This window comes from Sphingomonas sp. GW821-FHT10F11 (assembly GCF_058809095.1).
On record NZ_JBXASH010000012.1, the window covers coordinates 1 to 25,444 of the forward strand.

At 65.6% G+C, this 25,444-nt stretch carries 22 protein-coding genes; 12 read left to right on the top strand and 10 right to left on the bottom strand.

Annotation, left to right across the window (positions count from 1 at the left end):
• Positions 1–120: 120 nt before the first annotated feature.
• The 3 genes from AC1RT8_RS23075 to rpsU form a co-directional block, all read right to left on the bottom strand.
• Positions 121–729: an FKBP-type peptidyl-prolyl cis-trans isomerase gene (locus tag AC1RT8_RS23075; protein WP_493078713.1), complete on the bottom strand. Its 609-nt coding sequence runs from the start codon at positions 727–729 to the stop codon at positions 121–123.
• A gap of 59 nt (positions 730–788) precedes the next feature.
• On the bottom strand, positions 789–1,382 hold the full coding sequence (locus AC1RT8_RS23080) for an FKBP-type peptidyl-prolyl cis-trans isomerase (protein WP_493078715.1): 594 nt from the start codon (positions 1,380–1,382) through the stop codon (positions 789–791).
• A gap of 88 nt (positions 1,383–1,470) precedes the next feature.
• The gene (rpsU, locus tag AC1RT8_RS23085) at positions 1,471–1,677 is read right to left on the bottom strand and encodes a 30S ribosomal protein S21 (RefSeq protein WP_034160206.1); all 207 of its coding nucleotides are present in this window, start codon (positions 1,675–1,677) and stop codon (positions 1,471–1,473) included.
• Between the two features lie 217 nt (positions 1,678–1,894).
• On the opposite strand from rpsU, the gene AC1RT8_RS23090 reads away from it, so the two are divergent.
• The 5 genes from AC1RT8_RS23090 (at position 1,895) to AC1RT8_RS23110 (ending at position 7,924) form a co-directional block, all read left to right on the top strand.
• Positions 1,895–2,632 (top strand): response regulator, encoded by a 738-nt coding sequence (locus AC1RT8_RS23090; RefSeq protein WP_493078718.1) that lies wholly within the window; start codon positions 1,895–1,897, stop codon positions 2,630–2,632.
• Positions 2,616–4,007 carry a sensor histidine kinase gene (locus AC1RT8_RS23095; RefSeq protein ID WP_493078720.1) on the top strand — a complete coding sequence of 464 codons (1,392 nt, stop codon included), beginning with the start codon at positions 2,616–2,618 and terminating at the stop codon, positions 4,005–4,007. Before AC1RT8_RS23090 ends, AC1RT8_RS23095 begins: the two co-directional genes overlap by 17 nt.
• Before the next feature lie 88 nt (positions 4,008–4,095).
• On the top strand, positions 4,096–4,998 hold the full coding sequence (locus AC1RT8_RS23100) for a dioxygenase family protein (protein WP_493078721.1): 903 nt from the start codon (positions 4,096–4,098) through the stop codon (positions 4,996–4,998).
• Between the two features lie 166 nt (positions 4,999–5,164).
• Positions 5,165–6,598, top strand: a complete 1,434-nt coding sequence (gene cysS / locus AC1RT8_RS23105) for a cysteine--tRNA ligase (protein ID WP_493078723.1) — start codon at positions 5,165–5,167, stop codon at positions 6,596–6,598.
• A 390-nt stretch (positions 6,599–6,988) separates the two neighbouring features.
• Positions 6,989–7,924 (top strand): D-2-hydroxyacid dehydrogenase, encoded by a 936-nt coding sequence (locus tag AC1RT8_RS23110; RefSeq protein ID WP_493078724.1) that lies wholly within the window; start codon positions 6,989–6,991, stop codon positions 7,922–7,924.
• Positions 7,925–8,195: 271 nt separating this feature from the next.
• On the opposite strand, the gene AC1RT8_RS23115 is transcribed toward AC1RT8_RS23110, so the two are convergent.
• From AC1RT8_RS23115 to AC1RT8_RS23130, 4 genes are all read right to left on the bottom strand, one after another.
• On the bottom strand, positions 8,196–8,570 hold the full coding sequence (locus AC1RT8_RS23115; protein WP_493078725.1) for a DUF427 domain-containing protein: 375 nt from the start codon (positions 8,568–8,570) through the stop codon (positions 8,196–8,198).
• A 50-nt stretch (positions 8,571–8,620) separates the two neighbouring features.
• Positions 8,621–8,899: a DUF1330 domain-containing protein gene (locus AC1RT8_RS23120; protein ID WP_493078727.1), complete on the bottom strand. Its 279-nt coding sequence runs from the start codon at positions 8,897–8,899 to the stop codon at positions 8,621–8,623.
• Positions 8,900–8,984: 85 nt separating this feature from the next.
• The gene (locus AC1RT8_RS23125; RefSeq protein ID WP_493078729.1) at positions 8,985–9,821 is read right to left on the bottom strand and encodes an alpha/beta fold hydrolase; all 837 of its coding nucleotides are present in this window, start codon (positions 9,819–9,821) and stop codon (positions 8,985–8,987) included.
• A gap of 102 nt (positions 9,822–9,923) precedes the next feature.
• The gene (locus AC1RT8_RS23130) at positions 9,924–10,670 is read right to left on the bottom strand and encodes an SDR family NAD(P)-dependent oxidoreductase (protein ID WP_493078731.1); all 747 of its coding nucleotides are present in this window, start codon (positions 10,668–10,670) and stop codon (positions 9,924–9,926) included.
• 157 nt (positions 10,671–10,827) lie between these two features.
• Here AC1RT8_RS23130 and AC1RT8_RS23135 point away from each other — a divergent pair, with 157 nt between their 5' ends.
• Positions 10,828–11,742 carry a LysR substrate-binding domain-containing protein gene (locus AC1RT8_RS23135; protein WP_493078733.1) on the top strand — a complete coding sequence of 305 codons (915 nt, stop codon included), beginning with the start codon at positions 10,828–10,830 and terminating at the stop codon, positions 11,740–11,742.
• A 66-nt stretch (positions 11,743–11,808) separates the two neighbouring features.
• Here AC1RT8_RS23135 and AC1RT8_RS23140 read toward each other — a convergent pair whose 3' ends face one another.
• Entirely contained in the window at positions 11,809–13,863 is a 2,055-nt protein-coding gene (locus tag AC1RT8_RS23140) for an alkaline phosphatase D family protein (protein ID WP_493078735.1), read from the bottom strand.
• A 422-nt stretch (positions 13,864–14,285) separates the two neighbouring features.
• On the opposite strand from AC1RT8_RS23140, the gene AC1RT8_RS23145 reads away from it, so the two are divergent.
• Positions 14,286–15,038, top strand: coding sequence for a DUF2189 domain-containing protein (locus tag AC1RT8_RS23145; protein ID WP_493078737.1), 753 nt, complete (start codon positions 14,286–14,288; stop codon positions 15,036–15,038).
• Positions 15,039–15,113: 75 nt separating this feature from the next.
• Here AC1RT8_RS23145 and AC1RT8_RS23150 read toward each other — a convergent pair whose 3' ends face one another.
• Positions 15,114–17,231: a multicopper oxidase family protein gene (locus AC1RT8_RS23150; protein WP_493078738.1), complete on the bottom strand. Its 2,118-nt coding sequence runs from the start codon at positions 17,229–17,231 to the stop codon at positions 15,114–15,116.
• A 392-nt stretch (positions 17,232–17,623) separates the two neighbouring features.
• Between AC1RT8_RS23150 and AC1RT8_RS23155 the strand changes: the two genes are divergently transcribed.
• The 3 genes from AC1RT8_RS23155 to AC1RT8_RS23165 all read left to right on the top strand — a co-directional run bounded on the left by AC1RT8_RS23155 (position 17,624) and on the right by AC1RT8_RS23165 (position 22,703).
• Positions 17,624–20,170: a TonB-dependent receptor gene (locus tag AC1RT8_RS23155; protein ID WP_493078740.1), complete on the top strand. Its 2,547-nt coding sequence runs from the start codon at positions 17,624–17,626 to the stop codon at positions 20,168–20,170.
• Positions 20,171–20,354: 184 nt separating this feature from the next.
• Entirely contained in the window at positions 20,355–21,953 is a 1,599-nt protein-coding gene (locus tag AC1RT8_RS23160) for a hypothetical protein (RefSeq protein WP_493078741.1), read from the top strand.
• Between the two features lie 39 nt (positions 21,954–21,992).
• Positions 21,993–22,703 carry a hypothetical protein gene (locus AC1RT8_RS23165; RefSeq protein WP_493078743.1) on the top strand — a complete coding sequence of 237 codons (711 nt, stop codon included), beginning with the start codon at positions 21,993–21,995 and terminating at the stop codon, positions 22,701–22,703.
• Positions 22,704–22,727: 24 nt separating this feature from the next.
• Here AC1RT8_RS23165 and AC1RT8_RS23170 read toward each other — a convergent pair whose 3' ends face one another.
• Entirely contained in the window at positions 22,728–23,306 is a 579-nt protein-coding gene (locus tag AC1RT8_RS23170) for a TetR/AcrR family transcriptional regulator (protein ID WP_493078744.1), read from the bottom strand.
• 55 nt (positions 23,307–23,361) lie between these two features.
• Between AC1RT8_RS23170 and AC1RT8_RS23175 the strand changes: the two genes are divergently transcribed.
• Both AC1RT8_RS23175 and AC1RT8_RS23180 read left to right on the top strand, forming a co-directional pair.
• Positions 23,362–24,792 carry an 8'-apo-carotenoid 13,14-cleaving dioxygenase gene (locus AC1RT8_RS23175; protein ID WP_493078746.1) on the top strand — a complete coding sequence of 477 codons (1,431 nt, stop codon included), beginning with the start codon at positions 23,362–23,364 and terminating at the stop codon, positions 24,790–24,792.
• Positions 24,793–24,921: 129 nt separating this feature from the next.
• Positions 24,922–25,428 carry a tail fiber domain-containing protein gene (locus AC1RT8_RS23180; RefSeq protein WP_493078748.1) on the top strand — a complete coding sequence of 169 codons (507 nt, stop codon included), beginning with the start codon at positions 24,922–24,924 and terminating at the stop codon, positions 25,426–25,428.
• Positions 25,429–25,444 lie beyond the last annotated feature (16 nt).

Genomic DNA, 25,444 nt, shown 5'->3' on the forward strand with positions numbered 1-25,444 from the left:
ACCACATCGCAGTCTAAAACACCACACACCCATCAGCCGCCTCGGCCTAACCGAGAACAACCTGTTGAGGCTCCACAACTAGGCACAGCCGCCCGAGGGGTCGGACGGCTTGCGCCGGGCTTATTTCTTCGGTGCGGGCGCTCCCGGCGGTGGCGGCACGCCAGCGCCCGGGGGCATGGCGCCCTGCATCTGCTGCTGCATCTGCATCTGGCGGATCACCGCCTCGGGCAGGAAATCGAGCAGCTCGACATCGAACACCAGCACCGAATTGGCCGGGATCGGGCCGGTCACCTTGTCGCCATAGCCGAGGCTCGGCTTGATCCAGAAGCGGTACTTCGAGCCTTTGGACATCTGCTTCAGCGCTTCGGAGAAGCCGGGCACGACCTCGTTCACCTTCATCGGGGTCGGCTGCTGCGACTTGTCGAAGGTGGTGCCGTCGGTCAGCTTGCCTTCGTAATTAACCAGGGCGACGTCGGAGTCGGTCGGCTTGGGCCCGCCCTTGCCGGGGGTGATGATCTTGTACTGCAGGCCCGAGGGCAGCTCGACCACGGTCTTGTCGCTGCGGTTCTTCTTGAGGAAGACCACCGACGGCTCGTTCTGCACCTTCCACCAGGCCATGCCCTGGAGCGTCCCGAGCGTGGCCAGCACGCCGAGGGCGATGCCGAGCACTACATAGAGGATCGGCTTGGCGTCGAAGGGCTTCTTGGCGGTCGGCGGAATGGTGGCCATCGGGAGGCTCCTGAGTGCCGCGGCGCAGGGGTTCGCGCGGCAGCTGGAAAGGGAACGGATCAGGGCGCCGCGGGCGGGCCACCCTGGGGCATCTGCTGCATCTGCTGCTGTTGCATCATGCGCTGGCGATAGACCGCCTCGGGCATGAAGCCGAGCATGTCGACGTCGAAGATGAGGATGGAGTCGTTGGGGATCTTGGTCGGATCGGGCGACTGGCTGCCGTACGCCAACTCCGGCTTCAGCCAGAAGCGGTACTTCGCATCCTTGGGCATCAGCTTCAGCGCCTCGAGGAAGCCCGGGACCGCGCCGCCGGAGAGCGGGAACGGCACCGGCTGCTGCGAGGCGTCGAACACGGTGCCGTCGCGGAGCTTGCCAACATACATCACGCCCGCGAGGTCGGTCGCGGTCGGCCGGGGACCCTCGCCGGGCTTCAGAACCTGATATTGCAGGCCGGATGCGGTCTCGACCACGCCGGGGCGGGTCTTGTTCCAGGCGAGGAACTGGGCATTGGAGCCCTTGAGCGCGACGACCTGCTCGGTGCCGCGCATCGCCAGCCAGCCAGCGCCCAGCACCGCGACCAGGATGCCGATCCACAGATACACCAGAACGCTACGCTTCGTGGGCTGCAGCGGCACTGCGGTGATCGTGGACATCGTCGGGCACCCTTACACGGCGCCTTGAGGGGCGGCCGGGATTGAGAAGACAGGAAGCGCGAGGGCGCCAGCCCCCGCACCGGCGGTTTTACCGCGCCCCGTCACGCTCCAGCCGCTTGCGCTCCAGCTTGCGGGCGCGGCGGACGGCAGCGGCACGCTCACGGGCGCGCTTCTCGCTGGGCTTCTCGTAGTGACGGCGCAGCTTCATCTCGCGATAGACGCCCTCGCGCTGCAGCTTCTTCTTCAGGGCGCGCAGCGCCTGGTCGACATTGTTGTCGCGAACGATGATTTGCATAAACCCGCAGGTCTCCGGTCAATAGAAATAGGTCGTCGCAAACATGGGTTTGCGCCGTGTGGGAGGGCCCCTATCAGGCGAGACGCGTGTTTTCAAGCCGAAATGCCCCTGGCGATGGGGGCAGGAGGTGTTGCCCGCGCGCAACAGGGCGGCGCAATCCTCAATTCATTGCAGCGCTGCAATGCAGGCGATACGCGTGGATATCAACTGCCAGCGGATGCAAGAGACAGCCGATACCGTGGACCTCGCCACCCGCCTCCTCGTCGTCGACGACGACCCCGGTATCCGCGAGCTGACGGCCGAGTTCCTGGCGAGCCATGGTTATCTGGTCGACGTCGCGGCCGATGGCGCGGCGATGCGCGAGGCCATGGCGGCCCGCGACTATGCGCTGATCGTGCTCGACGTGATGATGCCGGGCGAGGACGGCCTTTCCATTCTGCGCAGCCTGGATCGCGACACCAGCCCGCCGATCATCATCCTGTCGGTGATCGGCGAGGAGGTCGACAAGATCGTCGGGCTCGAAATGGGGGCGGACGACTATCTCGCCAAGCCGGCCAACCCGCGCGAGCTGCTCGCCCGGATACGGTCGGTGCTCCGACGCAACCAGCTTGGCGAGCGCCGCGCCACAGCCCCGGCCCGCGCCTGGTGGCGCTTTGCCGGCTGGCGGCTCGATCCGGTCGGGCGCGAGCTGATCGACCCGGACGATGTCGTCATCAACCTGTCCGACGGCGAGTTCCGCCTGCTGCTCGCCCTGGTCGAGAACCCGCGGCGCGTGCTCAACCGCGACCAGCTGCTCGATCTCTCGCGGGGCGTGAACACCGAGCATTTCGACCGGGCGATCGACGTGCAGATCAGCCGGCTGCGGCGGAAGCTCGAACGGAGCGGCGCGGAGGACCTGATCCGCACGGTGCGCAACGAAGGCTATATGTTCGTCGCCGATGTCGCCCGCCGCTAGCCGCCCGCGTTCGATCGCGGTTTCGATCTTCGCGCTGGTGATCGGCGCGGTGGCAGTGATGGCGACTGGCTTTATCGCTATCACCTTCATCGGCCCGCCGCCGCGCCCGGCGCCGCAGATGATGGACAATATTGCCCATGTGCTGAGGACCGGAACGCCACTTGCCCGCACCGCGATGATCCCGGCGCCGGGGCCGATGCCCCCTCCCCGCAGGCCGCAGGACGGTCGGTTCGGCAAGCCGCCCCCTCCCCGCCCGGGCGCGCCGCGCATGAGCATGAGCCCCCCGCGCGGGCTGACGTTCGGCATCGCGACGAACGAGCCGACACCGCGCCGGGGCGAGCAGCCGGATCGGGAGCTGGCGGAGCAGGTCGCCGCCGCGATCGGCCTGCCGTCGAGCCGGGTCGTCGCCTATCGCGACGAGCGGATGGTGTTCGCGCCGGGCGCGGTGGTCGGCGGCTTCACCATCGGTGCGGTCGACAAGGCGCGCTGGCGCGTGGTGCGGACCGAGGCGCAGCCGCTCGTCTCCCAGTGGCAGCTCACCATGTTCCTGGCGGTGCTGGGCGCGATCCTGTTGCTCGCGGGGCCGGCCTGGCTGCTGTCCCGGGCGATCTCCCGGCCGCTGCGCCTATTGGGCCGGACCGCCGCCGCCGCCCGGGTCGGCGCGCCGCTCGGGCCGATCCCGCAAGGCGGCGCGGCCGAGGTGCGCGACCTGGCCAGCGCCGTCTCGGCGATGCACCAACGCCTGACGCGCGACGCCGAGGGCCGTACCGTGATGCTCGCGGCGATCGCCCATGACCTCGGCACCCCCCTGTCGCGCATCGCCTTCTGGATCGAGCAGCTGCCCGAAACAGCGCGGGTGCGCGCCGCCGCCGATATCGACGAGATGCGCACGATGCTCGGCGACACGCTGCGGCTTACGCGGAACGAGGTCGGGGAGCGCGCCGACCAGCGAATCGATCTCGGCAGCCTGCTCGACAGCCTGGTCGAGGACATGAGCGTGGCCGGTGTGCCAGCCACGCTTGAGCATGGCGAGCGCGCCATCGTGCGGGGCGATCCCGGCGCCCTGCGCCGGCTGTTCGGCAATCTCGTCGAGAACGCGGTCCGCTACGGCGACAGCGCGGCGCTGTCGTGGCGGATCGACGGCGCGGTTGCAGAGATCAGGATCGACGATGCCGGCCCCGGCTTCGGCCCCCTGCCCGACCGGCTGTTCGAGCCCTTCATGCGGGGCGACCCCTCTCGCAATCGCGAGACGGGGGGCACCGGACTTGGCCTCGCCATCGTCCGGTCGATCGCCGAGGCGCATGGCGGGACCGTCTCGCTGGGCAGCCATGACGGCGGCGGGCGCGTGCTGGTGCGGCTGCCGCTGGCGCGCTGAAATATGCTGCAACAAAGGCGTGAGCCGCCGAAATATCGCGGTGCGCTTCGGCCTCCAGATGTCTCCCGACACTTTCAGGGAGACAATCATGGACCATCATCAGGACGACGATCACGACCGGGGCTTTGCGCATGACCTGCGGGTCATGGCAGCGCTGGTCGAGCGCCGGCGCGCGCTCAAATGGTTCGCCGGCGCCGGCACCGCCGCGTTGGTCGCCGGCTGCGGCAGCTCGGGTTCGTCGAGCGACAGCCTCACCGTGGTGAGCAGCACGCCGACACCGACGCCGACTCCAACCCCCACCCCAACGCCGACGCCGACCTCGACATCGAGCGGGACCTGCATCGCCGATCCGGCCGAGACCTCCGGCCCCTATCCTGGCGACGGCACCAACACCTCGAGCGGATCGACCTCCAACGTGCTGACCGTGAGCGGCATCGTCCGAAGCGACATCAGGTCGAGCTTCATCAGTTCCACGACCGTGGCGGGCGGCGTCCGGGTCGATATCACCTTGACCGTCGTGAACGTGAACAGCGCCTGCGCACCCCTGGTCGGCTATGCCGTCTATCTCTGGCACTGCGACCGGAGCGGCAATTATTCGCTCTATACCGCGGCCGCGGAAAGCTATCTGCGCGGCATCCAGGTGACGGACAGCGCCGGGCAGGTCACTTTCACCACGATCTTCCCCGCCGCCTATTCGGGGCGGTATCCGCACATGCATTTCGAGGTCTTTTCGAGCCTGTCCGCCGCCACCAACGGCCAATATGCGGTGCTGACATCGCAGCTCGCCATGCCCGCCGCCGCCTGTGCGGCCGTCTTTGCCGACACCACGACCTATCCCGGCAGCGCGACGCGCTATGCGGCGACGCCGATCAGTTCGGACGGCGTGTTCGGCGACAACACCAGCGCGCAGATCGCCGCGATGACGCCGACGCTGACCGGCAGCCCGAGCGCGGGCTATACCGGCACGGCGACGATCGGCATCGCGCGCTAGCGCCACGAGATGGTGCGGCGCGCCCCTGTCGCCGCACCGCCCCGGCCGGCCTATCCCTCGTCGGCCGGGGCCCCTTTTTCATCGAGACCCTGGTCCGGGGGGCCAGGAGGCGGGCTGTGGCCGCGAGGCGTTTGCACGATGGCCGCAGCCCGCTATTGCGGCGCGCATGACCGGTACGCCCCTGACCCTGTACAACAGCCTGACCCGCTCGCTCGAGCCGTTCAGCCCGATCGACCCCGCCAATGTCCGCGTCTATTCGTGCGGGCCGACGGTCTACAATTATGTCCATGTCGGCAATCTGCGCGCCTATGTCTTCACCGACACGCTGAGCCGGGTGCTGACCTGGAAGGGCTATCCGCTCACCCATGTCATCAACATCACCGATGTCGGCCACCTGACCTCCGACGCGGATGCCGGCGACGACAAGATGGAAGCGGCGGCCAAGGCCAGCGCGCAGAGCATCTGGGATATCGCCGCGCATTATACCGCGGCGTTCAAGGAGAATATCGCGGACCTCAACATCCGCACCCCGACTCACTTCCCGCTCGCGACCGACCATATCCAGGGCATGATCGCCTTTGCCGAGAAGATCGCGCCCCAGCATTGCTACGAGCTGGAGAGCGGGCTGTATTTCGACGTGTCGACCGTGCCCGATTACGGCCGGCTCGCGCGCGTCGCCGATGACGAGCGCGAAGGACGGATTGACCCGGTCGCGGGCAAGCGCAACCCGCAGGATTTCGCAATCTGGCGCAAATCCCCGCCGGGCGAGAACCGGCAGATGGAGTGGGAATCGCCCTGGGGCCGCGGCGCGCCCGGCTGGCATCTCGAATGCTCGGTGATGAGCCAGCATTTCCTCGGTGCGAACTTCGATATCCATACCGGAGGCATCGACCACCGCGAGATCCACCACCCCAACGAGATCGCGCAGAACCAGGCGCATTGCGACTGCGCCGACACCGGCGCGACGATCTGGATGCACAACAACTTCCTGGTCGAGCGCGAGAAGGGCAAGATGAGCAAGTCGTCGGGCGACTTCACCCGGCTGCAGACGCTGATCGATGCCGGCATCCACCCCCTCGCCTATCGCCTGATGTGCCTGAGCGCGCATTACCGGAGCGAGCTGGAGTTCAGCGGCGAGAATCTTGCCGCCTCCTCCACCCGGTTGAAGCGGCTGGTGATGACGGCGCAGGCACTCCGCGACCGGATCGACGGGACCGAGACGGGCGATGCGGCGCGCTATCTCGACGCGCTGGACGCGGCCGTGTCCGACGATCTCAACACGCCCCGCGCCTTGCCGGTCCTGGACGAGATGCTCGGCGACAAGAAGCTGTCGCCGGCGACGCGACTGAAGACGCTGGCGGTGTTCGACGAGGTGCTGGGCCTGAAGCTCGCCACGCTGACGCGGGAAGCGTTGCGGGTGAAGCCGGCGAGTGCGGCGATCTCGTCCGAGGCGATCGAGGCGCGGCTGGCCGAACGCAAGGAAGCGCGGGCGGCGAAGGACTTTGCGCAGTCCGATGCGATCCGCGACGAACTGGCGGCGGCCGGCGTCGAGGTGATGGACGGCGACCTGCTGGGCTGGGACTGGAAGCCGAAGCTCTAGGCCCAAAATCTTCCAACACGACTCGGGCAGCGGCAGCGCATTTTTTCTTTCCGCTGTTATGTTGGATTTTCGGCACGGATTTTCGCCTGCTTTACAACGGCTTGCTGGCGCTTTCCCTGTTATCGCATAACAGCGGTAAAATCGCGGCGGAACAGCCGAAACTTCCGCTGTTCCGCGGCAAAAATCGCGGAAAAAACGTCCAACATTCATCGACGATATCAAAGAGCGGGTGCGCGTCGGGCAGGCCTTTGCGCGGCCGTCTCCTGCGCTGACTCGCCAAAGCATTGAATCGATCCGGCACCGAGGGCACCAGGCTTGTCGCGGCGCGGACCGCGCGGCATGAACCGGCTGCGATCCCGGAGCCCATCCGGGGCGACGAGAGGTGCCCCGATGAAAGCCGTCCTCCCTGCCCTCGCCCGTCCGCTGCTCGAACCGAAGCTGCCCGCGGGACTCGATGTGTCCTGGTTCGCCAGCCGCGAGGACGCGATGGCGATGATCGTCGATGCCGACATCGCCTGGGTCGATATGCAGCGCACCGGCACGATCGGCGAGGCGGTGCTGCGCGCGACGCACCTCAAATGGCTGTTCACGATCCTGGCCGGGATCGACTTTCTCGACCTGCCAGCGCTGCGCCGGCAGGGCACGATCGTGACCAACGGCACCGGCATCAATGCGCTGGCGGTGGCGGAATATGCGGTGATGGGCGTGCTCGCCGCGGCCAAGCGCTTCGACGAAGTAGTGCGCATCGCCGATCGCCACGAATGGACACTGACCCCGCCGGGGCAGATCGAGCTGTTCGAGACGAAAGCGCTGATCGTCGGATACGGCACGATCGGCGCGCTGATCGGCGACCGGCTGAAGGCGTTCGGCGTCGAGGTGACCGGCGTGACGCGGTCGGGCCGCGACGGCACGCTGACGCCCGACGCCTGGGTCGCGACGATCGGCGATTATGACTGGGTGATCCTGGCGGCGCCCTCGACCGGCGAAACCAAGGCGCTGATAGGCGCGGACGAGCTGGCGGCGATGAAGCCGAGCGCCTGGCTGGTCAACATCGCGCGCGGCGACATGGTCGATCAGGACGCGCTGATCGAGGCGCTGACCAGGCGGCGGATCGCGGGGGCGTTCCTCGACACGGTGACCCCTGAGCCGCTGCCGCCGGAGCATCCGTTATGGGATGCGCCGAACACGATCCACACGATGCATCTTTCGGGGCGGAGCCAGACGAAGATGTTTCAGCGCGCGGCGGCGTTGTTTGTGGAGAATCTGGAGGCGTTTCTCGCGGGGCGGGAGATGCGGAACGTGGTGGATCTCGACGCGGGGTATTGAGGGGGTCGATGCGAGCGGTGGCCGGCGATCTTCTCGGGCCGAGCCTGGCACATGACTGAATTTGGCCGTTATCGGAACGGCTGTTTTCGGCAGTGAGGGCGAGAGAGCGGACCAAACCAGACCAGCCCTTTACCCTTCATGCCGATGCGCGAGAATGTCCGCTACCAACAAGATTCGACATCGTGGGGAACGCGAAAAGCCAGCATATCATCGCAATGCGAAACTTCGTGCCGAACCGATGCCCCTTGGGGCGGCTGTGGCCTGAAAGGTGTCAATCGCATTCTTCGATGGTGTCCACGCGATCGGGATAGAAGGCGAGATGATCCTTGATCGCGGCGACGGCACCATATGGCGCTTCATACGTCCAGACCGCATCGCCCGAGCGCGCACCCCCAGCCGGGATGCTGTAGTAGGACGCATCGCCTTTGAATGGGCAGTAGCTTGACGTCTCGGACCGATCGAGCGCCGCCATGTCGACATCCTTGCGCGGGATATACTGGACAGCGGCGTAGCTGGCCTCGCGCAGCGTCAGAGCGTCGGTGGTATCCGCGATCACTTGGTCTCCAAGCATGACGACGACACGCTTGGGATTGCGCTCGATGCTGATCGGGTGATCCGGGCCGGGAATCTTGATGGTCTTGGTCATCGCATCATCCTGCATTTGAATTGGGTGACAGATCTGGGGTCCCTGGCTCGTCAGCCCAAGAGGCTGAAGCGGCAGTCGATACCCAATGCGCGGCCTTCGAGCAGCGCCTGATATTCAGGTGCATTGTAGAAGCTCAGTGCCGCCTCACGATCCGGGAAACGGATGATCGAGCCGTTGGCGAATTGCTGCTCGCCGAACAGCGCAGTGATAGGCCCACCGGCAAGGAATTCGCCACCGAATGATTTCAGGATCGGGTCGGCTGCCGCCGAATAGCGATTCTTGGCTTCGACGTCGCGAACCGTGAGTTCGACGGTGATATAAGCGCTCATGATCAGTCTCCTTTGGGCCTGAGGGGCCGGTCGCCGCGGAGATGTCCGCGACGGGGACGGCTCGTCGATGAAAGGGCGGGGCGGGTCAGGCGTTCAGGAACAGTGTGGCGTGGGCCACGAACAGCTCCGGATACTGATAGAAGGAGCCGTGGTTGGAGTCCGGATAGAGGATCAACTGGGCGTTCGGGATATTCTGCTGGAGCACGTAGGAGTGCTTCGTCGGAATGATCACGTCGTTGCTGCCCTGCACGACCAGCACCGGCTGCCGGATCGTCCTGAGGTAATCGAGCACCCCTTCGCTCGGCGTCACATATTTGCCGATTGCATCGAGCTGCGCGGCGACGGTCTGCTCGTTGACTTCCGGATCGCGATCCTGACGGCGCAGCTTGCGTTCGATGAAAGCGAGACCGGCGGCGCGGCCCGCCTCGGACGGCGAAAAATGGACTGCGAGCCAGAGATGTTCCGGCGGGTCGTAGTTGCCGGCGAAGATCGCCTGGGACTGGCTCTGCGACATGTCGGCACCGCGCGTACCGGTGCCGACCAGGATCAGCTTGCGGACCAGATCAGACGCCTGCAGCGTGATCTCCTGTGCGACGAAGCCGCCAATCGAAAAGCCGAGCACGTCCACCTGATCTAGACCCAGGGCCCGGATGAAGGCGATCGCATTGGCGCCCATCTGCTGGAAGCTGGTTGGCGTCTCGCCCGATGAATTGGAGACGCCGGCATTGTTGAACAGGATCACTTCACGGTCCCGCGCGAGGCCATCGGTCACGGCCGGATCCCAATAGTCCATCGTGCCGGTGAAATGCTGGTTGAAGACGATCGGAACGCCGCCCTGCTTGCCGAAGCGGCGATAGGCGAAGCGGATGCCTTGCGCCTCGACGAACTGGGTCGGAGCTGTGTCGTGGCTGTACTGGGTCATTGGATTCTCTCCGGTGCCGCTCGGGCGATATGCAGGGCGGGCGAGTGCGATGCCTGGTGGGGCCTCGAACGGGCGCGAAGCTTGCTTCGCGCCCGGGCGGGATCAGTTGGCGCTGTGTCCGCCGTCAACATTGAGGACATGCCCCGTGATGAATCTGGCCTCGTCCGACGCGATGAAGACGATGCCGTCGGCGACTTCCTCGGAAAGGCCGAGCCGACCAAGCGGAACCTGCGTCGCCAGGGCCGCCTTGTTCTCCGCCGTGACGGTGAAGCGGGTCAACATGCCGGTGTCGGTAGGGCCGGGCGCGACAGCGTTTACGCGAATTCCCGACTTCGCGACTTCGAGCGCAATCGACTTGGTGATGCCTTCGACGGCGTGCTTGGCGCCGACATAGATCGACGCCCCGGCCGCCCCCTCATGCCCGTAGGTCGAGGAGATGTTGATGATGCTGCCGCTCCCCTGCGCCTGCATGACGCGCACTTCGTGCTTCATGCTGAGGACTACACCGAGGACGTTGGTGTCGAATGTCGTGGCAAAGCTTTCGGGCGTCTGCTCGGTGATCAGCCCGCGATCGCCTTCGGTGGCTGCATTGTTCACCGCGACATCGAGTCGCCCGAACCGTGCGACGGTCTTGTCGACCAAGGCGCGGATATCGTCCTCCTTGCGAACATCCGCATTGACGAACTCGGCCTCCGTTCCAAGCGTGCGCAGTTCATCGGCGAGCGCCTTGCCGGCCTCGTCACGCCGGCCCGAAACGACCACTTTTGCGCCTTTCCTGGCGAAGGCGATGGCGGCGGCCCGCCCTATTCCAGTCAATCCACCGGTGATCAAAACAACTTGAGTGCTCACGTATCCAGTCCTTCGAGATATGGGATTCGCCCGTGGCGGAAGCCCGGTTGGGAGTTGCGGCAGATCCGCTCTGCTGGACTGGAAGTGGGTATGGCTGGCGCTGCCGGAAAAGACTTTGTAGGTTGGCCTCCCATACCTATGAGGCATGGAGCGAGCATTGGAACTGAGGCACCTTCGCTATTTCGTCGCCGTCGCCGAGGAAGGCAGCCTGACAGTCGCGGCGCGCAAACGGCTGCACACGGCCCAGCCCTCGCTCAGCCGCCAGATCCGCGATCTCGAATATGAAGTCGGTGTCCCGTTGATGGCCCGCAGCGTGCAGGGCATCGCATTGACTCCGGCGGGCAAGGTCTTTCTCGACCATGCCAGGCTGGCGCTCGCGCAGGTCGACGCCGCGGTGGAAACCGCACGCAGGACCGCGGCGCCGACAAGGAAGACATTCGCCATCGGCTTCCTGACGGGTCACGAAATGAGTTGGCTGCCCCGGGCCATGCAGGTCCTGCACGACGAGCTGAAAGACATCGAGGTCACCATCTCGAGCGACTATTCGCCGGACCTTGCCGAGGCGCTCGTCCGCGGCCGGCTCGACATGGCTTTCATGCGAGCCGAACCCGCCTTCGACCTGTGCTACGATGTGGTGGATCGCGAGCCGCTGATCGTCCTGATGCCCGGCGATCATCGCCTCTCCCGGCAGGAAACGATCCACCCCTCGGAATTGGTCGGCGAGGTCTTTATCGGCGGCTCGAACAAAGCCACGGTGCTGCACGCCGTGACGCAGGATTATCTGCGCCGCGTTGGGCTGGACATCGGACTGGACCATGGCGTGGACAATCTGGCGATGGCAATCTCGCTGGTCGCGTCGACCTGCGGGCTGGCGCTGATGCCCGCCTATGCGAAGAATCTGCTGCCGTTGACCGTAGTCAGTCGCCAGCTGGAGGGTGAAGCGCCGTCGATCGACCTGGTTATCGGTTACAACAAGGCGAACACATCGCCGACGTTGAAACTGTTTCGTTCACGAGCGGGCGAAATGATCGCGCGCCCATCGAGGAAGCCGGGCGATCCTGAGCCGATCTGAACGAATGGCGGCTTTCGGGCTGCACGAAACCCTGCGCGAATGGCGTAATTTGAGCGCCTTATGTCATCAAACCGACAACTTGGCATCCCCCTCGAGCACCCGCTGCTCCAGCCTCGGCGGCGCGCCCGGCCGCCACAGGCGTGCCTGGTGCGACACGCGGTACCGAAGCGGGCCGCCGTCGGGCGTGGTCGCGCGCGCGATCGGGCGGACGATGCAGACGAATTCGGTGTCGATCGCGTCGGGCCCGGCACTGACCACGGCATAGCCGTGCCCGGCCATGTCGACGAATTCCAGATGCGGCGCGACGTCGGGATTGGTCAGCGCCCGCGCCTTTACGATGTCGCCGCTCGCCGCATATTCCAGCGCGCTGCGCACGCCGCGCTTGATCGTCAGATTGATCGTGTGCTCGGGCGCGGCACCCGCCGTCTTGCGCACGAACAGCGGCAGCACGGGGGAATCCTTAAAATATTCGGCGGCCTCGCCCAAGCCCGGCGCGGAAATCGACCCCGTGATGAAGCTCACCCCGACCGGCGCGAACTCGGCGGGCGGCAGCGCGGGCGCGGCATAGCCTGCCCAGAAGCTGTGGCGATCGCCCGAGACGGTGACGAACCCCGACACCTTGTGGTCGCGGACAAGGTCGTAGATCTCAGCGCGCTCGTTGAACGCGCCGCTGACATCGCCGCCGCCAAACGTCCCGTAGTCCTTGCCCATCCACGCCGCCTTCACCAGGCCGGCGGGCAGGTTCTGCGGGTCGGTCCGCATGTCGAGCGTGCCGTTGGTCGCGCCCCAGATCTTCCAGGTCGCGGTCGATCGGGTCAGCCGCTGCTTGAGCCACGCTTTCTGCTCGCGGCCGAGCGCGGTGTAAGGGGGCTCGTCCTTGCGATAATTGGGGATGGTCTTGTCGCCGATCGCGATGGTCGCGGGGGGATTGCCGCCGGCATAGTCCTTGCCGCCATCGACGATCTCCATCCACTCCTGCGGGAGGACCGGATACTCTCCCGAATCGAGCGCGGCCGCTTCGGGCCGGTCCGTCGGGTCCGCCATCTTGTAGCTGTGCAGGTCGGTCAGGATCAGCTCGACGTGCCGCCCGTAGCGCAGCGCGCGCCAGGCGGTCATGCTGCCGACGGCGGTGCGGTTATTGGCCTCGGTGCCGAAACCATGATCGTCGAACGTCTCGATCGGCGCGGTCGTCACGGCGGGCGGCCGGAACTGATCGAGCCCGGCGCCCGATGCCTTGCGGACTCGCGACGGGATATATTCCCACCACGCCTGGTTGGCCGCGACGCGCAGCGGCTGCGCGGGCTCCACCTTGCCGCCATATTTGATGAAGCTCTGCCAGCCCTGCCACGAGAATTCGTGATTGTCGCCGATGCACACGAACGGGAAATGCGCCCGCGCGTCCTGGATGTCGGGATCGTCGATATGCGCGCGATAGACGTGGCGATAGCCGGCCAGGTTGGTCGGCACGTGGAAATTGCCGACCTTGCGGGCGTCGGGTATCCGGCCGAGATCATAGACGGTGCGGCCATAACGGTGCGGCAGCTCGTCGGGATATTCGACCACTTCGTAAATGAAGTCGCCCAGGTGCAGCACGAAGCCAAGCTTGCGGTCGTCGGGCGCGCGCTCGTCCTCCCAGATCATCCGGCGATAGGCGTTCTGCGCGCCTTCGTTGACGCTGTTGCACGACACGAACGCGAAGCGGACCGGGCGCCGGTCGGTGATGCGCGGGGCAGTGATCGTGCGGCCGATCCGGCTGCCGGCGCCACTGTCGTCCGTAAAGCGGTACCAGTAGGTCGTCGCCGGCGAGAGCCCGCCGACGAGCGCGCGGCAGGTCCAGTCGGCCGCCGCCAGCACCGGCACGCGCGCCGTGGCGACGACGCGGCGGAAGGTCGCGTCCCGCGCCACTTCGACCGTCAGCGTGTGCCGCTCGCCCTGGTCGAACGGCCGCCTGGTCCAGAGTATGACGCTATGCTCGTCCGGATCGCCCGACGCGACGCCCTGGGGATAGAGAGCGCGATCCTCGCGCCATGCGACTCGCGACGCTGCGGCGGCCGATCGCGTCGCCCATATGCCAAGGGCGCCGATGGCCGTAGCGCCTGCCAGAAACTCTCGACGGTCCATCTCGCGCTCCCAGCTCGTGCACGCCGATAGTTTCGTGGCGGCGACCCCCGGTCAAGCTGCCCTGCCGCGGTCTGCATCGCTCGTTCAGCGAACAGCCCTTTTCATTTTTCGGGATCGCTGCACGCGACATGCATGGCGGTCCCCGAAACGGCTGCTTTCGGGGGCGTCATCTTCATGATCGAATGACTGGATCTGGGGCGCAACGCGGGCTTTTTCTTCCCCTCCCACCGCCACAATCGATACTTCATATCCGCCCCGCAAAAGCGTATCGTGCTTCGCCGGGCCGTGTGGCCGCATCAAGGGCCACGAACCAACCTGAAACGCGAGACGGGCGGCGGCCCGCTCTGCCTCGCCTGGAGAGGCTTGTCATGGTTGCCATTGCCCCCTTTACGCCTGCCGCGTCGTCGTCCCACCCCCCTGTCGTGCGCGAAATCGGTCGCGCCGACCTGGCCTGGGCGCTGCGCGAAGGGTGGTCCGATTTCCTCGACAAGCGCGGCGACATCATCCTTGCCGCCATACTCTACCCCGTGCTGATGCTGGTCGTGGCCGGGGCGACGCTCGGGGGCAGACTGTTCCCGCTGCTGCTGCCGCTGATCGCCGGGCTGTCGCTGCTCGGGCCGCTGATCGCGGTCGGTTTCTACGAGCTGGCCCGGCGGCGCGAGGAAGGGCGCGACGCGCAATGGGTGCATTTCCTCGATCCGTTCCGGGGGCCGTCGGCGGCACAGATCGCCGCGCTCGGCATCTTCCTCGCGTTGCTCTTCCTTGCCTGGATCGGGGTGGCCTGGGCGATCTACGAGGCGACGCTCGGCACGCTGCAGCCGACCGATCTCGCCAGCTTCGCCGCGCTGCTCTTCACCACGTCGGAAGGGTGGCAGCTCATTGTGTTCGGCAACCTGGCCGGTTTCCTGTTCGCCTCGATCACGCTGGTGACGACGGTGGTGTCCTTCCCGCTGCTGGTCGACCGGCCGGTCGATTTCGTGGCCGCGGTGCAGACGTCGCTGCGGGCCGCGCGGCGCAACCCGGTCGAGATCGCCATCTGGGGATTGATCGTCGCGGTGTTGCTCGCGCTCGCCTGCATCCCGCTGTTCATGGGCCTCGCGGTCGTGCTGCCGGTGCTCGGTTATGCGAGCTGGCACCTCTATACGCGGCTGGTCGATCGCACCCAGCAGGGCTAGCCGTCAGGCCACCCCCCGCCGCTGCCGGAGCGGGCATCCGGCAGTTCGGGCGGCGGTGCGGCGTCGGTGCCGCCCTTACTGGTCGTGCTGGTGATCCGGCATGTCCATGGCGGCCCCGCCCGGCGGAATCGCGCCGGGCGGCGTCACGATGGGTTTGCGGATGGGCACCTGAGGCACCACCACTTCGACATTCTGCATCATGCCCCGATCCTCATGGTCGAGGATGTGGCAGTGGAGCACATATTCGCCGATATAGCGTTCGTAGCGGGTGCGGACCTTGATCGTGTAGATGCCCGACGAGCCCGGGGGCGGCGGGTTCGCCTCACCGATCAGGCTCTTGATCCACAAAGTGTCCTTCCAGACATTCTGGAGACCCCGATATTGCGGATCGACCGAGACCCCGTCGCCCTTGTCCTCCGAATCGGACGTGCTGACCTCATTGCCCATCGGATCCTTGATCGAGACGATCTGGAACGGATTGACGTGAATGTGGAAGGGATGGCTGACGAAGTGGGACTGCAGCGTCCATTCGTCGACGCCGCCAAGCGTCAGCTTGCGGTCGATGCGGTTGGGATCATAGGGCTTCGCATCCTTGGTATCGAGCGTGTTGCCGACCTGGAACTGGAGCGGTTTGGGCGGCACCTGGATGAAGAAGGTCAGCTCCTGCTTGCCGGTCACTTCGTCGTCGGCGATGTCCGGATGCGGGGTGAAATTGGTGAATTTCAGCCCGTTGGTCAGGTCGGCGACCACGGCGGGCTTCACATCGGCCGGCATCGCCTGGTTCGCGTTCGCGACCAGCGCGTCGCGCACATAATCGCCGATATCGGGCACCGGGGTGCCCGCCGCGACTCGGACGATGCCGAGCAGCTGCGGCCCGACCTCGATCCCGTTGACCGTGCCCGATTTCGGCGCCGACGAATCGACCACGCAATAGGCCTCGGCCTCGGGGAACACGACCAGCGCGTCGTAGCGATAGCCGGGCTGGAAGGTGGTGATGTTGGTCTGGTGACCGTGCGCCATGGTCAGGCCGTCCGCGGCGACGACCGTATAGGGGAGCGGCGTGCCGCTGCACAGGTCGGCGATAGCCTTGCTCTGGTTCTCGGGCGTGAGGGTCGGCAGCGCCGCCTTCAGCTTGCCGGTTTTCAGTTTGAAGAATTGCAGGCTGATCGTGTCGCGCACGCCGCCATGGATCATCCGCCAGCGCTCGATCTTGCCCTGGGTCGTGCGGAAAAAGGGCAGCACCTTGCCGTTGATCGAGGTGAAGCGGCCCGATTTCGGCCAGGTGTCGGGGCCGAACTGGTCATAACCCTCGATCCCGCCCACATCGTCCTTGTCGCAGATATAGCGGCCGGCCGAAGTCTGCTTGATCGGACCCAGCTTGCCCGGCGCCAGGGATGGCCCGCGGCACGCATATTGGATCTGCTGCAGCACCAGCACGCGCTCCGTCATGCCCTTCAGCAGCGTGTCGATGTCGCCGTGCTTCGTCGTCGTTGGCAGGCGGTTGCCGCGCACGATGAGCGCGCCGGCCATGCCGCTCGACACCTGAAGCGCGGTCGAGCCATGGCGGTGGGTGTGATACCAGAAGGTGCCCGAGGGGTGGTCCGAGGGGATGTTGTATTCGTACGTGAAATCGACACCCGGGTTGATCGACAGCAGCACATTGTCGCCATTGCCCGATGGGTTCACCCACAGGCCATGGGTGTGGAGGTTGGTGCCGTTGAAGCAATGCGGCGTGTCCGCATTATGATCGCTCATGCTGAGGCAGGATGGATCGGGATCGAGCTTGTTGTGCAGGTCGATCCGGACGGTGTCGCCCGGCGCCACCTCGATCATCGGCGAGATGAAGGGGTTTTTCGGGTCGGTATCGGTGCCGACATAGCTGCGCAGATGCACCTTGTCGAAATGCTGGGTCTTGCTGGCCGGGTTGCGGATCCGGCCATCGAGATACTGGATGGTCAGGTCGAGGATCTTGTCGCGGCGCGGCGCGGGTTGCGCCGTCTCCGCTTCCGCCCCCACGGCCAGCGCGAGCAACGGCCTGGGCGGTTCGGCCCGCGCCTTCAGCAGCGGCGGATTGCTCACCTCGTTGTCATCGACCTCCTGCGCGCCGGCCGGCATGGACGCGGCCAATGCCAGCCCGAAGCCGATGGTGCCGGCCATCAGCCGTGTTCGTGTAACGCTGGTGAAAAACGACATGACATCCCCTCCATGTCCCGGCCGGATCGGCCGACCCCGCTTATGTTGTGGGTTGCCGGACGGGGCGTGTCGAGGCGAGTTGAGGCCAGAACGGCGCTATCCGCCAAGGATCCAGACCATATTGGCGCATGAACATCGCCTTCACCCTATGAGATACAGCAAATATAGATGGAAGTTAGTCGGAGAAAATCAAAGACAATAGATCATTTAATTTCCAGTCAATTGATCGAAGATTTAATATCTTTTAAATGACTCTATCATATTGTTATGCATGGATGAGAAATACGCATGAACACAACATGACGAAATCTTAAAAAATTGTCATGTTCCGCGTTTGACACCGAAGTGTCATGCGACCCGGCCAACGGGCGGCCTCTGCCAAGGGGGCTGTCATGCATATCGCTAGATCCGTTCTTCTGTCGCGTCCGGCGCTTACCGCGCTTGCCACCGGTCTGTTGCTGGGCCTGGCCGCACCCGCCGCCTTTGCCGAGGACGCCGCCGCCACGACCGACGGGCCCGACATCGTCGTCACCGGCACGCGCGCGGCGCAGCGCGCGGCCGCGGCGGAGAAGCGCGATGCCGCCAACACGGTCGAGACGCTCCGCGCAAACGACGTCGGCAAGCTGCCCGACCAGAATGTCGCCGAGGCGATCAAGCGCCTGCCGGGCCTGTCGGTCGCCAACGACCAGGGCGAGGGCCGCTACGTCATCATCCGCGGCATCGACCCCGCGCTCGTCAATGTCAGCCTGAACGGCCAGACGCTGCCGGCACCCGAGCCGGGCGGCCGCCAGGTGAAGCTGGACGACCTGCCCTCCGCCATGATCCAGGCGGTGACCGTGACCAAGTCGCTATTGGCCAGCCAGGACGCCAATGCGATTGGCGGCGAAGTGAACGTCCGCACCAAGACGGCGTTCGACAGCAGCAAGCCCTTCTTCCTCGACGCGCGGGGCGCGGTCGGCCGGTACGATCTCAACGGCAAGTCGCCCTATGAGCTCGACGGCACGATCGGCGGCCGCTTCGGGCCGAACGAGCAGTTCGGCGCCGTCCTCTCGGTCAATTATTCGCGCCGTCCGATCGAATCCGAGAATTTCCAGGGGTCACAGGATTTCTCGCATGGCGGCATTCCGGACGGGAACGGCCTGCGCGATTATAATCTGACGCGCACCCGGCTTGGCGTGGTCGGCAATTTCGACTGGCATCCGGGGGACGGGGTGAAGCTGTACCTGCGCACCAGCTATTCCAAGTTCCAGGACCATGAGACGCGCGATCAGAACCGGCTGGCCGTCACCGATTTCACCACGACGCCACTCAAGAGCACCGGCACCATCCTGGTCCGTCGCCGCGAGGAGGACGACAACACCAAATCGGCCACGCTGGGCGGCGAGTTCGAGCTTGGCGGCGGCACGCTGGAGGCATCGGGCGGCTGGACCAAGGCGGTGAAGATCGATCCGATCCGCAGCGAATTCACCTTCGCCACTGGCAAGGGCAAGGTGACCGCCACTTTCGACGGCAGCACCGACCCCTATACGCTTGTGCCGACCGGCGCCTCGGCCGGCGTGTTCGACGATCCTTCGCAGTTCAGCTTCAGCAAATATAATCTCGAGACGCGCCAGGCCTCTGAAGAGCTGTGGCAGGGCCGGATCGATTATAGTCACCCGATCGGGATCGGCGACGATTCCGCGATCAAGGCCGGCTTCAAATATCTCGACCGGCACAAAACGAACAACCAGGACAAGAAGGACTACAAGGTCGGCGCGACCGCCTGGAAGCTGAGCAACGTCGCCTATACCGCCGACTCCGGCTTTTATGACGACATGTTCCATTTCGGCGAGCGCATCGACTACGCTGCGGCGCGGACCTATTTCGACGCGAATCCGGGCGTCGGCGCGATCGACGCCGTCGGGACACTCGCCGACACGCTATCGAGCGACTATGACGTGACCGAGTCGATCACCGCCGGCTATGTGATGGCGACGCTGAAGTTCGGGGCGCTGACACTGGTGCCGGGCGTGCGCGTCGAACATACGCGGGACCGCGCCAGCGCGAAGATCGTCAACGCGAATTCGAAACTCACGGACGGGTTCAACAGCTTTGGCGGGAACAGCTATACCGATATCTTCCCCGGCCTGAACGCCAGGTTCGAGGCGGCGCATAATCTGTTCCTGCGCGGCGCGGTGACCACGTCGATCGGCCGGCCGGCCTATCCGAGCCTGGCACCCTTCGTCACCGTGGTGGACGATCCCCTGCTGCCGGCGATCTCGCTCGGCAATCCGGACCTGAAGCCATACAAGGCGGTGAATTTCGACGCGTCGATCGAATATTATCCGTCGGCGGACAGCCTGTTCACCGCCGGCATCTTCCACAAGGAGATCGACGACCCGATCTATCCCTTCACCAGCCGGCAGACCGGAGCGACCTATGGCGGCGTGACCTATGCGCAGGCTGATGTGAGCACGCAGGTGAATGCCGACAAGGAGACGATCAGCGGCGTCGAATTCAACGCCCAGACCCAGTTCACCTTCCTGCCCGGCCTGCTGAGCGGCCTCGGCGTGTCGGCCAATTATGCCCATGTCTGGGGCCACGCCAGGGCGCCGTCGATCCGCGCGGGGGATATCCCGCTCGGTTTCCAGTCGCGCGACATCGGCAACGTCCAGATCTTCTACGAGAAATACGGCATCGCCGCGCGGCTCGCCTTCAACTATCGCTCCTCCTATCTCGACACGCTGACCAAGTCGGCCAGCACCGACCAGTTCACTGACGGCAACGGCCAGCTCGACCTGCATGTCAGCTATCAGATCGTGCCGCAGGTGACGGTGTTCGGCGACGCCTCCAACCTGACCGATGCGCCGTGGCGGCGCTATGTCGGCAGCACGCCGTTCCTGGTCGAGCGCGAGCATTATGGGCCGCTGTTCCGCGGCGGCGTGCAGCTGCACTTCTAGGAACTCAGGGCGACGGTACGCCATGGGGTGATGGCTGGAAGAATTACCGTCATTGTGGCGGTAAATGCACGGCAGTCCGTTCCCTTCATCCGGTGTTCGCGCGATGCTTGGCCGCCATCCGGTGGAGATTAGGCTCATCCGGCGGGATGCTCGCAGCATCGCTGCGCTCAGGGGGAGACGGACCATGACTTCACGCCCGCGCCGGGACGACCGCCGCTTTCCGGTCGCCTTGCTTGCCGTGCCGCTTGCGGTCGCCGGCATCGGACTCGCCGGCTGCCACAGCAAGCCGACGCCCGGGCCCCAGGCCAGCGTCGCCAACCCGTGCGGAGCGCTGGCGCCGAACCGGACATCCGCACTGCCGAGCAATCCGGGACTCAACCAGATCCAGGTCGATTGCTCGGCCTGGCAGGCGTTCATCGCGCTCAACTGGCGCGCCGATCCGGCGAAGAACGGCTTCCCCGATCCCAAGGCGACATGGGCCGAGTTCGGCGTGCCGGGCAATCCCGGCCGGTCGGTGTGGGAAAGCTATCACGAAGCCGCCGAGGTGTTCGGCAACACGACGTCGCTCAAGGCCGACTGGCAGGCGCCGCGGCCCGCGATCAGGATGCTCAGCCGAATCGCGAAAACCGGCAGCCTCGATCTCTCCGACATCGTCCAGGCGGGCGGGGGCGGCCATTGGCTGACCAATCAGCGCGGCGACGTGACCTATTACGAAGTGATGATGAACGAGGACGAGTTCGATTACATCACCCAGCAGCCGGGGTTCGACCTGACCACCGCCGCCGGCCAGCTGAAATGCACGACCCAGCCGGGCACGCCGCAATCGGACGGGCCCCCGCCGGCGCCACCGACGGCGCCGCGCCGCGGCGGGCTGAACTTCCCGGCCGGCACCCAGAATGGCTGGGACGACACCGACTGTGTCGGCAAGACCCACGCCTATGGCCAGAATGTCGGCGCGATGGAGATCAAGGCATCCTGGACGCCGTTGCCGGCGGATCATTCGCTCGACTATCGCTACAAGACCGCCATCGCCGACATTCGCGATCCGGCGACCGGCAAGATTCGCCAGGTGACCGTCGGGCTGGTCGGGATGCATATCGCGCGCAAGCGCTTCCCGAAGCTGCCCTGGGTGTGGGCGACGTTCGAGCATATCGACAACAGCCCGGACGAAGCGGCGGGCGGCGGCTTCTCGCCCCCTGCCCTGCCGGCCAATCCGAACCAGCGGCCGTCACCGGGCTACACTTTCTTCGATGCCAAGTGCACGCCGCAAAAGGACCCGGTCTATCAGTGCCGGCACAATGTGCCGCCAGTGCCATGCGGCAAGGGTGGCGTGTGCATGCCCTACAAGGCGCCGATGCAGATCACCCGGATCAACCCGGTGGGCGAGCCGGCGAACGGCGTGACCGCCTTTGTGTGGAGCCAGTTGCCGGCCAAATCGGTGTTCAACTATTACCGCCTGGTCGACGTCCAGTGGCCGCAGGCCATGGTCCCCAACCCGCCGCCGGGGCCTGGGCTGCGCGTGCCGCTGACCATGGGCAATCCGACGCCGAAGGGCGGTGCCGCCGGGCCGGGGCAGATCGTCGCGAACACGACGGCTGAATCCTTCCAGCAAAAATCCAACAGCTGCATGGACTGCCATGTCTTCGCGTCGATCGCGACGCCGACGCTGTTGCAGGCGGCGGCCCCTGGCGGGTTGCGCAAGGTGACCAAGGCCGGGGCCGACGGGCAGCCGCAATATGCGGCGGACTATTCCTTCATCTTCCTGTCCGAGACGAAGAAATAGGGGCAGGAACGCAGCGCACATCGAACGGAGACGGGAACGATGAACGACGGGCAATGGACTTCACTGGCGGTGCTGCTCTCGACGGCGAAGCCGGCCTATCTCACGACCAGCGTGTCGGTCTCCGAGGGCGACCTCAAGATAAGCTATGGCTGGTCGACCGCGCCCATTCCCGGCCTGGTATGGAGCCGCACCGCCGACGGGCTGGCGCTGAATTACCAAAGCGATTCCTATGACAGCGGCCAGGACCCGACGCATGTGTCGTCCGCCAACGGCACCAACAATTACAGCATCGAGGGCACGATGACCCTGGATGGTTCGACCATGACCGTCCAGACTCACACGGTCTGCTATGTCGAATACAACCTCCATCTTTTCGGCGAGGATGCCACGTCGCGCAGCGGGAACCTGGTCGACCGGACCTGGCAGGCGACCTACCAGATAACGCCCGCGCCGCGCGCCGGCGACTTCATCGCGACGATGACTGGCAGCGAACTCGTCGCCCAGGGCGACGAAAGCCTGAGCGGCAGCATGTCCGTCCCGTTCGACGCCCAGCCGGCGATCGACGGCGCGCAGGATTCGGTGTCCGGCTATGCCGAGGCGATCACCGCCATATTGAGCCCAAGCGCCAACCCGCATCCGCTGATCCCGCCGGGTGGCGGCCCGGGTCCGCAGCCACGCCATAGCGGCCCGTGGGAGGACGAGGCGCCAGCCCCGGCAAGCGACATGTCCTGCGGGCAGGAGCCTAAATAAGCGCCCGTTGGGTCGGATTGCGCTTCACTTGATCGCCCGCACGTCGATCACCCGGTCGATCAACGCGTCATCGACCGGCACCTGATGATCGAGCATCAGCATCGACAGGCCGTGCACCAGCGCCCAGGCCTGGAGCGCGATGATCTGCGCGTCGCCGCCCTTCCCTTCCGCAACCATCGCCGCATTGGCGCGCAGGAAGGTCATCGCATCGTCCTCATGCTCGTGCGGCTGGTGCTCGACCGAGGCGGGATTGGCGAAAATCAGCCGGAACAGCGCCGGGTTGGCGAGCGCGAAGCGGACATAGGCAGCACCTGTCGCGTTGAACCCGGCGACGCCGCCACCGGCCGCATCGGACGCGGCATGCTGCGCCACCGCGAGCCGGGCGAGCCCCTCCCCCGCCAGCGCCGTCATCAGCGCGCCCTTGTCCGGGAAATGGCGATAGACCGCGGTCGCGCTGACACCGACGGCCCGCGCGACCTCGCGCAAGGACAGATTGTCGGCAGTGCGGGTCTCGAGCAGTTTCAGCCCCGCTTCGATGAGCGCCGCGCGCAGATCGCCATGGTGATAGGCTTTTTTGGCCGTTTCGGATTCGGATGTTGACACTGTTACCTTCGAGTCGTAATGTGAACACCGTAAACTTTGAGGTGTGGAGGCCATAATGGCAAGCATGATCGAAACCGCAATCCGCAGCACGGTGACCAAGGGCATCGGCGTGGTCGCCGAGTTCAATCGCAAGCGGCTGGAGGTGGTAACCGACCATCCCTTCCTGACCGGCATCCACAAGCCGATGCGCGAGGAACTGACCTTGGAGGACCTGCCGGTGACCGGCACGATCCCCGCCGCGCTCGATGGCCGTTACCTGCGCATCGGGCCGAACCCGATCGATCCCGATCCGGCCGGCCATCACTGGTTCACCGGCGACGGCATGGTGCACGGCGTGGCGGTGAAGCAGGGCAAGGCGCTGTGGTATCGCAATCGCTGGATCCGATCGAAGAAGGTCGCTGCCGTGATGGGCGTGCCCGCCGCCCCCGGACCGCGACGTGGCATGTCGGAAACCGTCAACACCAATGTGCTGGCGATCGGTGGGCGTACTTTCGCGCTGGTCGAGGCGGGCAGCTATCCGGTCGAGCTGTCGGACACGCTGGAGGAGCAGACCTTCAACCCGTTCGACGACACGCTGACGGGCAGCTTCACCGCGCATCCGCATCTCGACCCGCTGACCGGCGAGCAGCATGCCATCGCCTATGAGGCAACCGACCCCGAGGTGGTGCGGCATGTGGTGATCTCGCCCGAGGGCAAGGTGACCCGCGAGGAGCCGATCGCGGTGAAGCACGGGCCGTCGATCCACGACTGTGCGATCACCGGGCGGTATGTGCTGATCCTCGACCTGCCGGTGACCTTCTCGATGAAGACGCTGATCGGCGGGCACAGCTTCCCCTATCGCTGGAACCCGGACCATCAGGCGCGGATCGGGTTGCTGCCGCGAAACGGGCGCGGCGACGAGACGATCTGGGTGGATGTCGACCCCTGCTATATCTTCCATGTCGCCAATGCGTTCGACACGGCAGACGGCACGGTGATCCTCGATGCCTGTGTCTATGACACGATGTTCGCGGACAGTTCGCAGGGGCCGGACGCGCGGTCGCGCGGGCTGGAGCGCTGGACGATCGATCCGGCGGCCGGGACGGTCGAGCGGCGCACGATCGATGCCACGCCGCAGGAATTCCCGCGGCCCGACGAGCGGCGCTTCGGCCAGCCCTATCGCTATGCCTGGACGATGGGCCTGCCGGATGCGGACAAGGCGTTCATTGGCGAGAGCTTCCTGCTGAAGCACGACCTGGAGACAGGCACCCGCGAGGTGCATGATTTCGGCGCGGGTCGTTATCCAGGCGAGTTCGTGTTCGTGCCGGCATCCGACGCGGCGGCCGAAGGCGAAGGGTGGATGATCGGGCTGGTCGTGGATTTGCCGAATGAGACCACCGATCTGGTGATCCTGGATGCGCGGGATTTCAGCGCCGCGCCGGTGGCGAACATCCGTATCCCGCATCGCGTGCCGCCAGGGTTCCATGGGAATTGGATCGCAGCGTAGCGCTGGCGGTCGACAAGCCGGATCGCGGCCTGAAAGGACCGATCCGGTTCCATCTTCCGCCCGGCAACCGGAACTGATAGAATGGTCCCCGCGGGGCCTTGAGCGGCACCGCCCCGGGGGAGAAACCCGATGCCGAGCTATCGCTGCACCCATCTCGGGCCGCTCGCGGGCGGCCGGACCGAACATATCCATGGCGGCACGCAATGCTTCGCGGAGAGCATGGATTCGAGTTGCCGGTCGGACCTGCCCTTGCTGAGCTGCCAGTTGATCGAGGATCCGGCATCGCCTCCGGTTCCTCCCGCCCCGCCCGCGCCGGTAAGGAGCACCAGATCGACGGTGGTCAGGGTGGTTCTGGTCGTGGCGGGGATCGTCGCGGTCGGCGCCCTGATCTTTCTTCTTTCCGACGCGCGGCTGAAACGGGATATCAGGCTGGTGCGGCGCTTGCCGAACGGCATCGGGCTTTATCGGTACCGCTATGCCGGTTCGCGCCGGTTCCATATCGGCGTGCTCGCGCAGGAAGTCGCGGGGATCGAGCCCGGCGCGGTTCATCTCGGCGCGGACGGGTGGCTTCGGGTCGATTATCACAGGCTGGGGATTCAGCCCCCGGAAAACCTGCCGGATGTGATCGCCGCCTGAGCAGCCGATACTTTTC

Excerpts from the sequence above, each read along its gene's own strand:
- AC1RT8_RS23100 (WP_493078721.1), top strand. The coding sequence starts at position 4,096 with ATGGACCATCATCAGGACGACGATCACGACCGGGGCTTTGCGCATGAC.
- rpsU (WP_034160206.1), bottom strand. The coding sequence starts at position 1,677 with ATGCAAATCATCGTTCGCGACAACAATGTCGACCAGGCGCTGCGCGCC.
- AC1RT8_RS23165 (WP_493078743.1), top strand. The coding sequence starts at position 21,993 with ATGAACGACGGGCAATGGACTTCACTGGCGGTGCTGCTCTCGACGGCG.
- AC1RT8_RS23180 (WP_493078748.1), top strand. The coding sequence starts at position 24,922 with ATGCCGAGCTATCGCTGCACCCATCTCGGGCCGCTCGCGGGCGGCCGG.
- AC1RT8_RS23160 (WP_493078741.1), top strand. The coding sequence starts at position 20,355 with ATGACTTCACGCCCGCGCCGGGACGACCGCCGCTTTCCGGTCGCCTTG.
- AC1RT8_RS23080 (WP_493078715.1), bottom strand. The coding sequence starts at position 1,382 with ATGTCCACGATCACCGCAGTGCCGCTGCAGCCCACGAAGCGTAGCGTT.
- AC1RT8_RS23175 (WP_493078746.1), top strand. The coding sequence starts at position 23,362 with ATGGCAAGCATGATCGAAACCGCAATCCGCAGCACGGTGACCAAGGGC.
- AC1RT8_RS23150 (WP_493078738.1), bottom strand. The coding sequence starts at position 17,231 with ATGTCGTTTTTCACCAGCGTTACACGAACACGGCTGATGGCCGGCACC.
- AC1RT8_RS23090 (WP_493078718.1), top strand. The coding sequence starts at position 1,895 with ATGCAAGAGACAGCCGATACCGTGGACCTCGCCACCCGCCTCCTCGTC.
- AC1RT8_RS23140 (WP_493078735.1), bottom strand. The coding sequence starts at position 13,863 with ATGGACCGTCGAGAGTTTCTGGCAGGCGCTACGGCCATCGGCGCCCTT.
- AC1RT8_RS23075 (WP_493078713.1), bottom strand. The coding sequence starts at position 729 with ATGGCCACCATTCCGCCGACCGCCAAGAAGCCCTTCGACGCCAAGCCG.
- AC1RT8_RS23115 (WP_493078725.1), bottom strand. The coding sequence starts at position 8,570 with ATGACCAAGACCATCAAGATTCCCGGCCCGGATCACCCGATCAGCATC.
- AC1RT8_RS23095 (WP_493078720.1), top strand. The coding sequence starts at position 2,616 with ATGTCGCCCGCCGCTAGCCGCCCGCGTTCGATCGCGGTTTCGATCTTC.
- AC1RT8_RS23125 (WP_493078729.1), bottom strand. The coding sequence starts at position 9,821 with ATGACCCAGTACAGCCACGACACAGCTCCGACCCAGTTCGTCGAGGCG.
- AC1RT8_RS23155 (WP_493078740.1), top strand. The coding sequence starts at position 17,624 with ATGCATATCGCTAGATCCGTTCTTCTGTCGCGTCCGGCGCTTACCGCG.
- AC1RT8_RS23120 (WP_493078727.1), bottom strand. The coding sequence starts at position 8,899 with ATGAGCGCTTATATCACCGTCGAACTCACGGTTCGCGACGTCGAAGCC.
- AC1RT8_RS23110 (WP_493078724.1), top strand. The coding sequence starts at position 6,989 with ATGAAAGCCGTCCTCCCTGCCCTCGCCCGTCCGCTGCTCGAACCGAAG.
- cysS (WP_493078723.1), top strand. The coding sequence starts at position 5,165 with ATGACCGGTACGCCCCTGACCCTGTACAACAGCCTGACCCGCTCGCTC.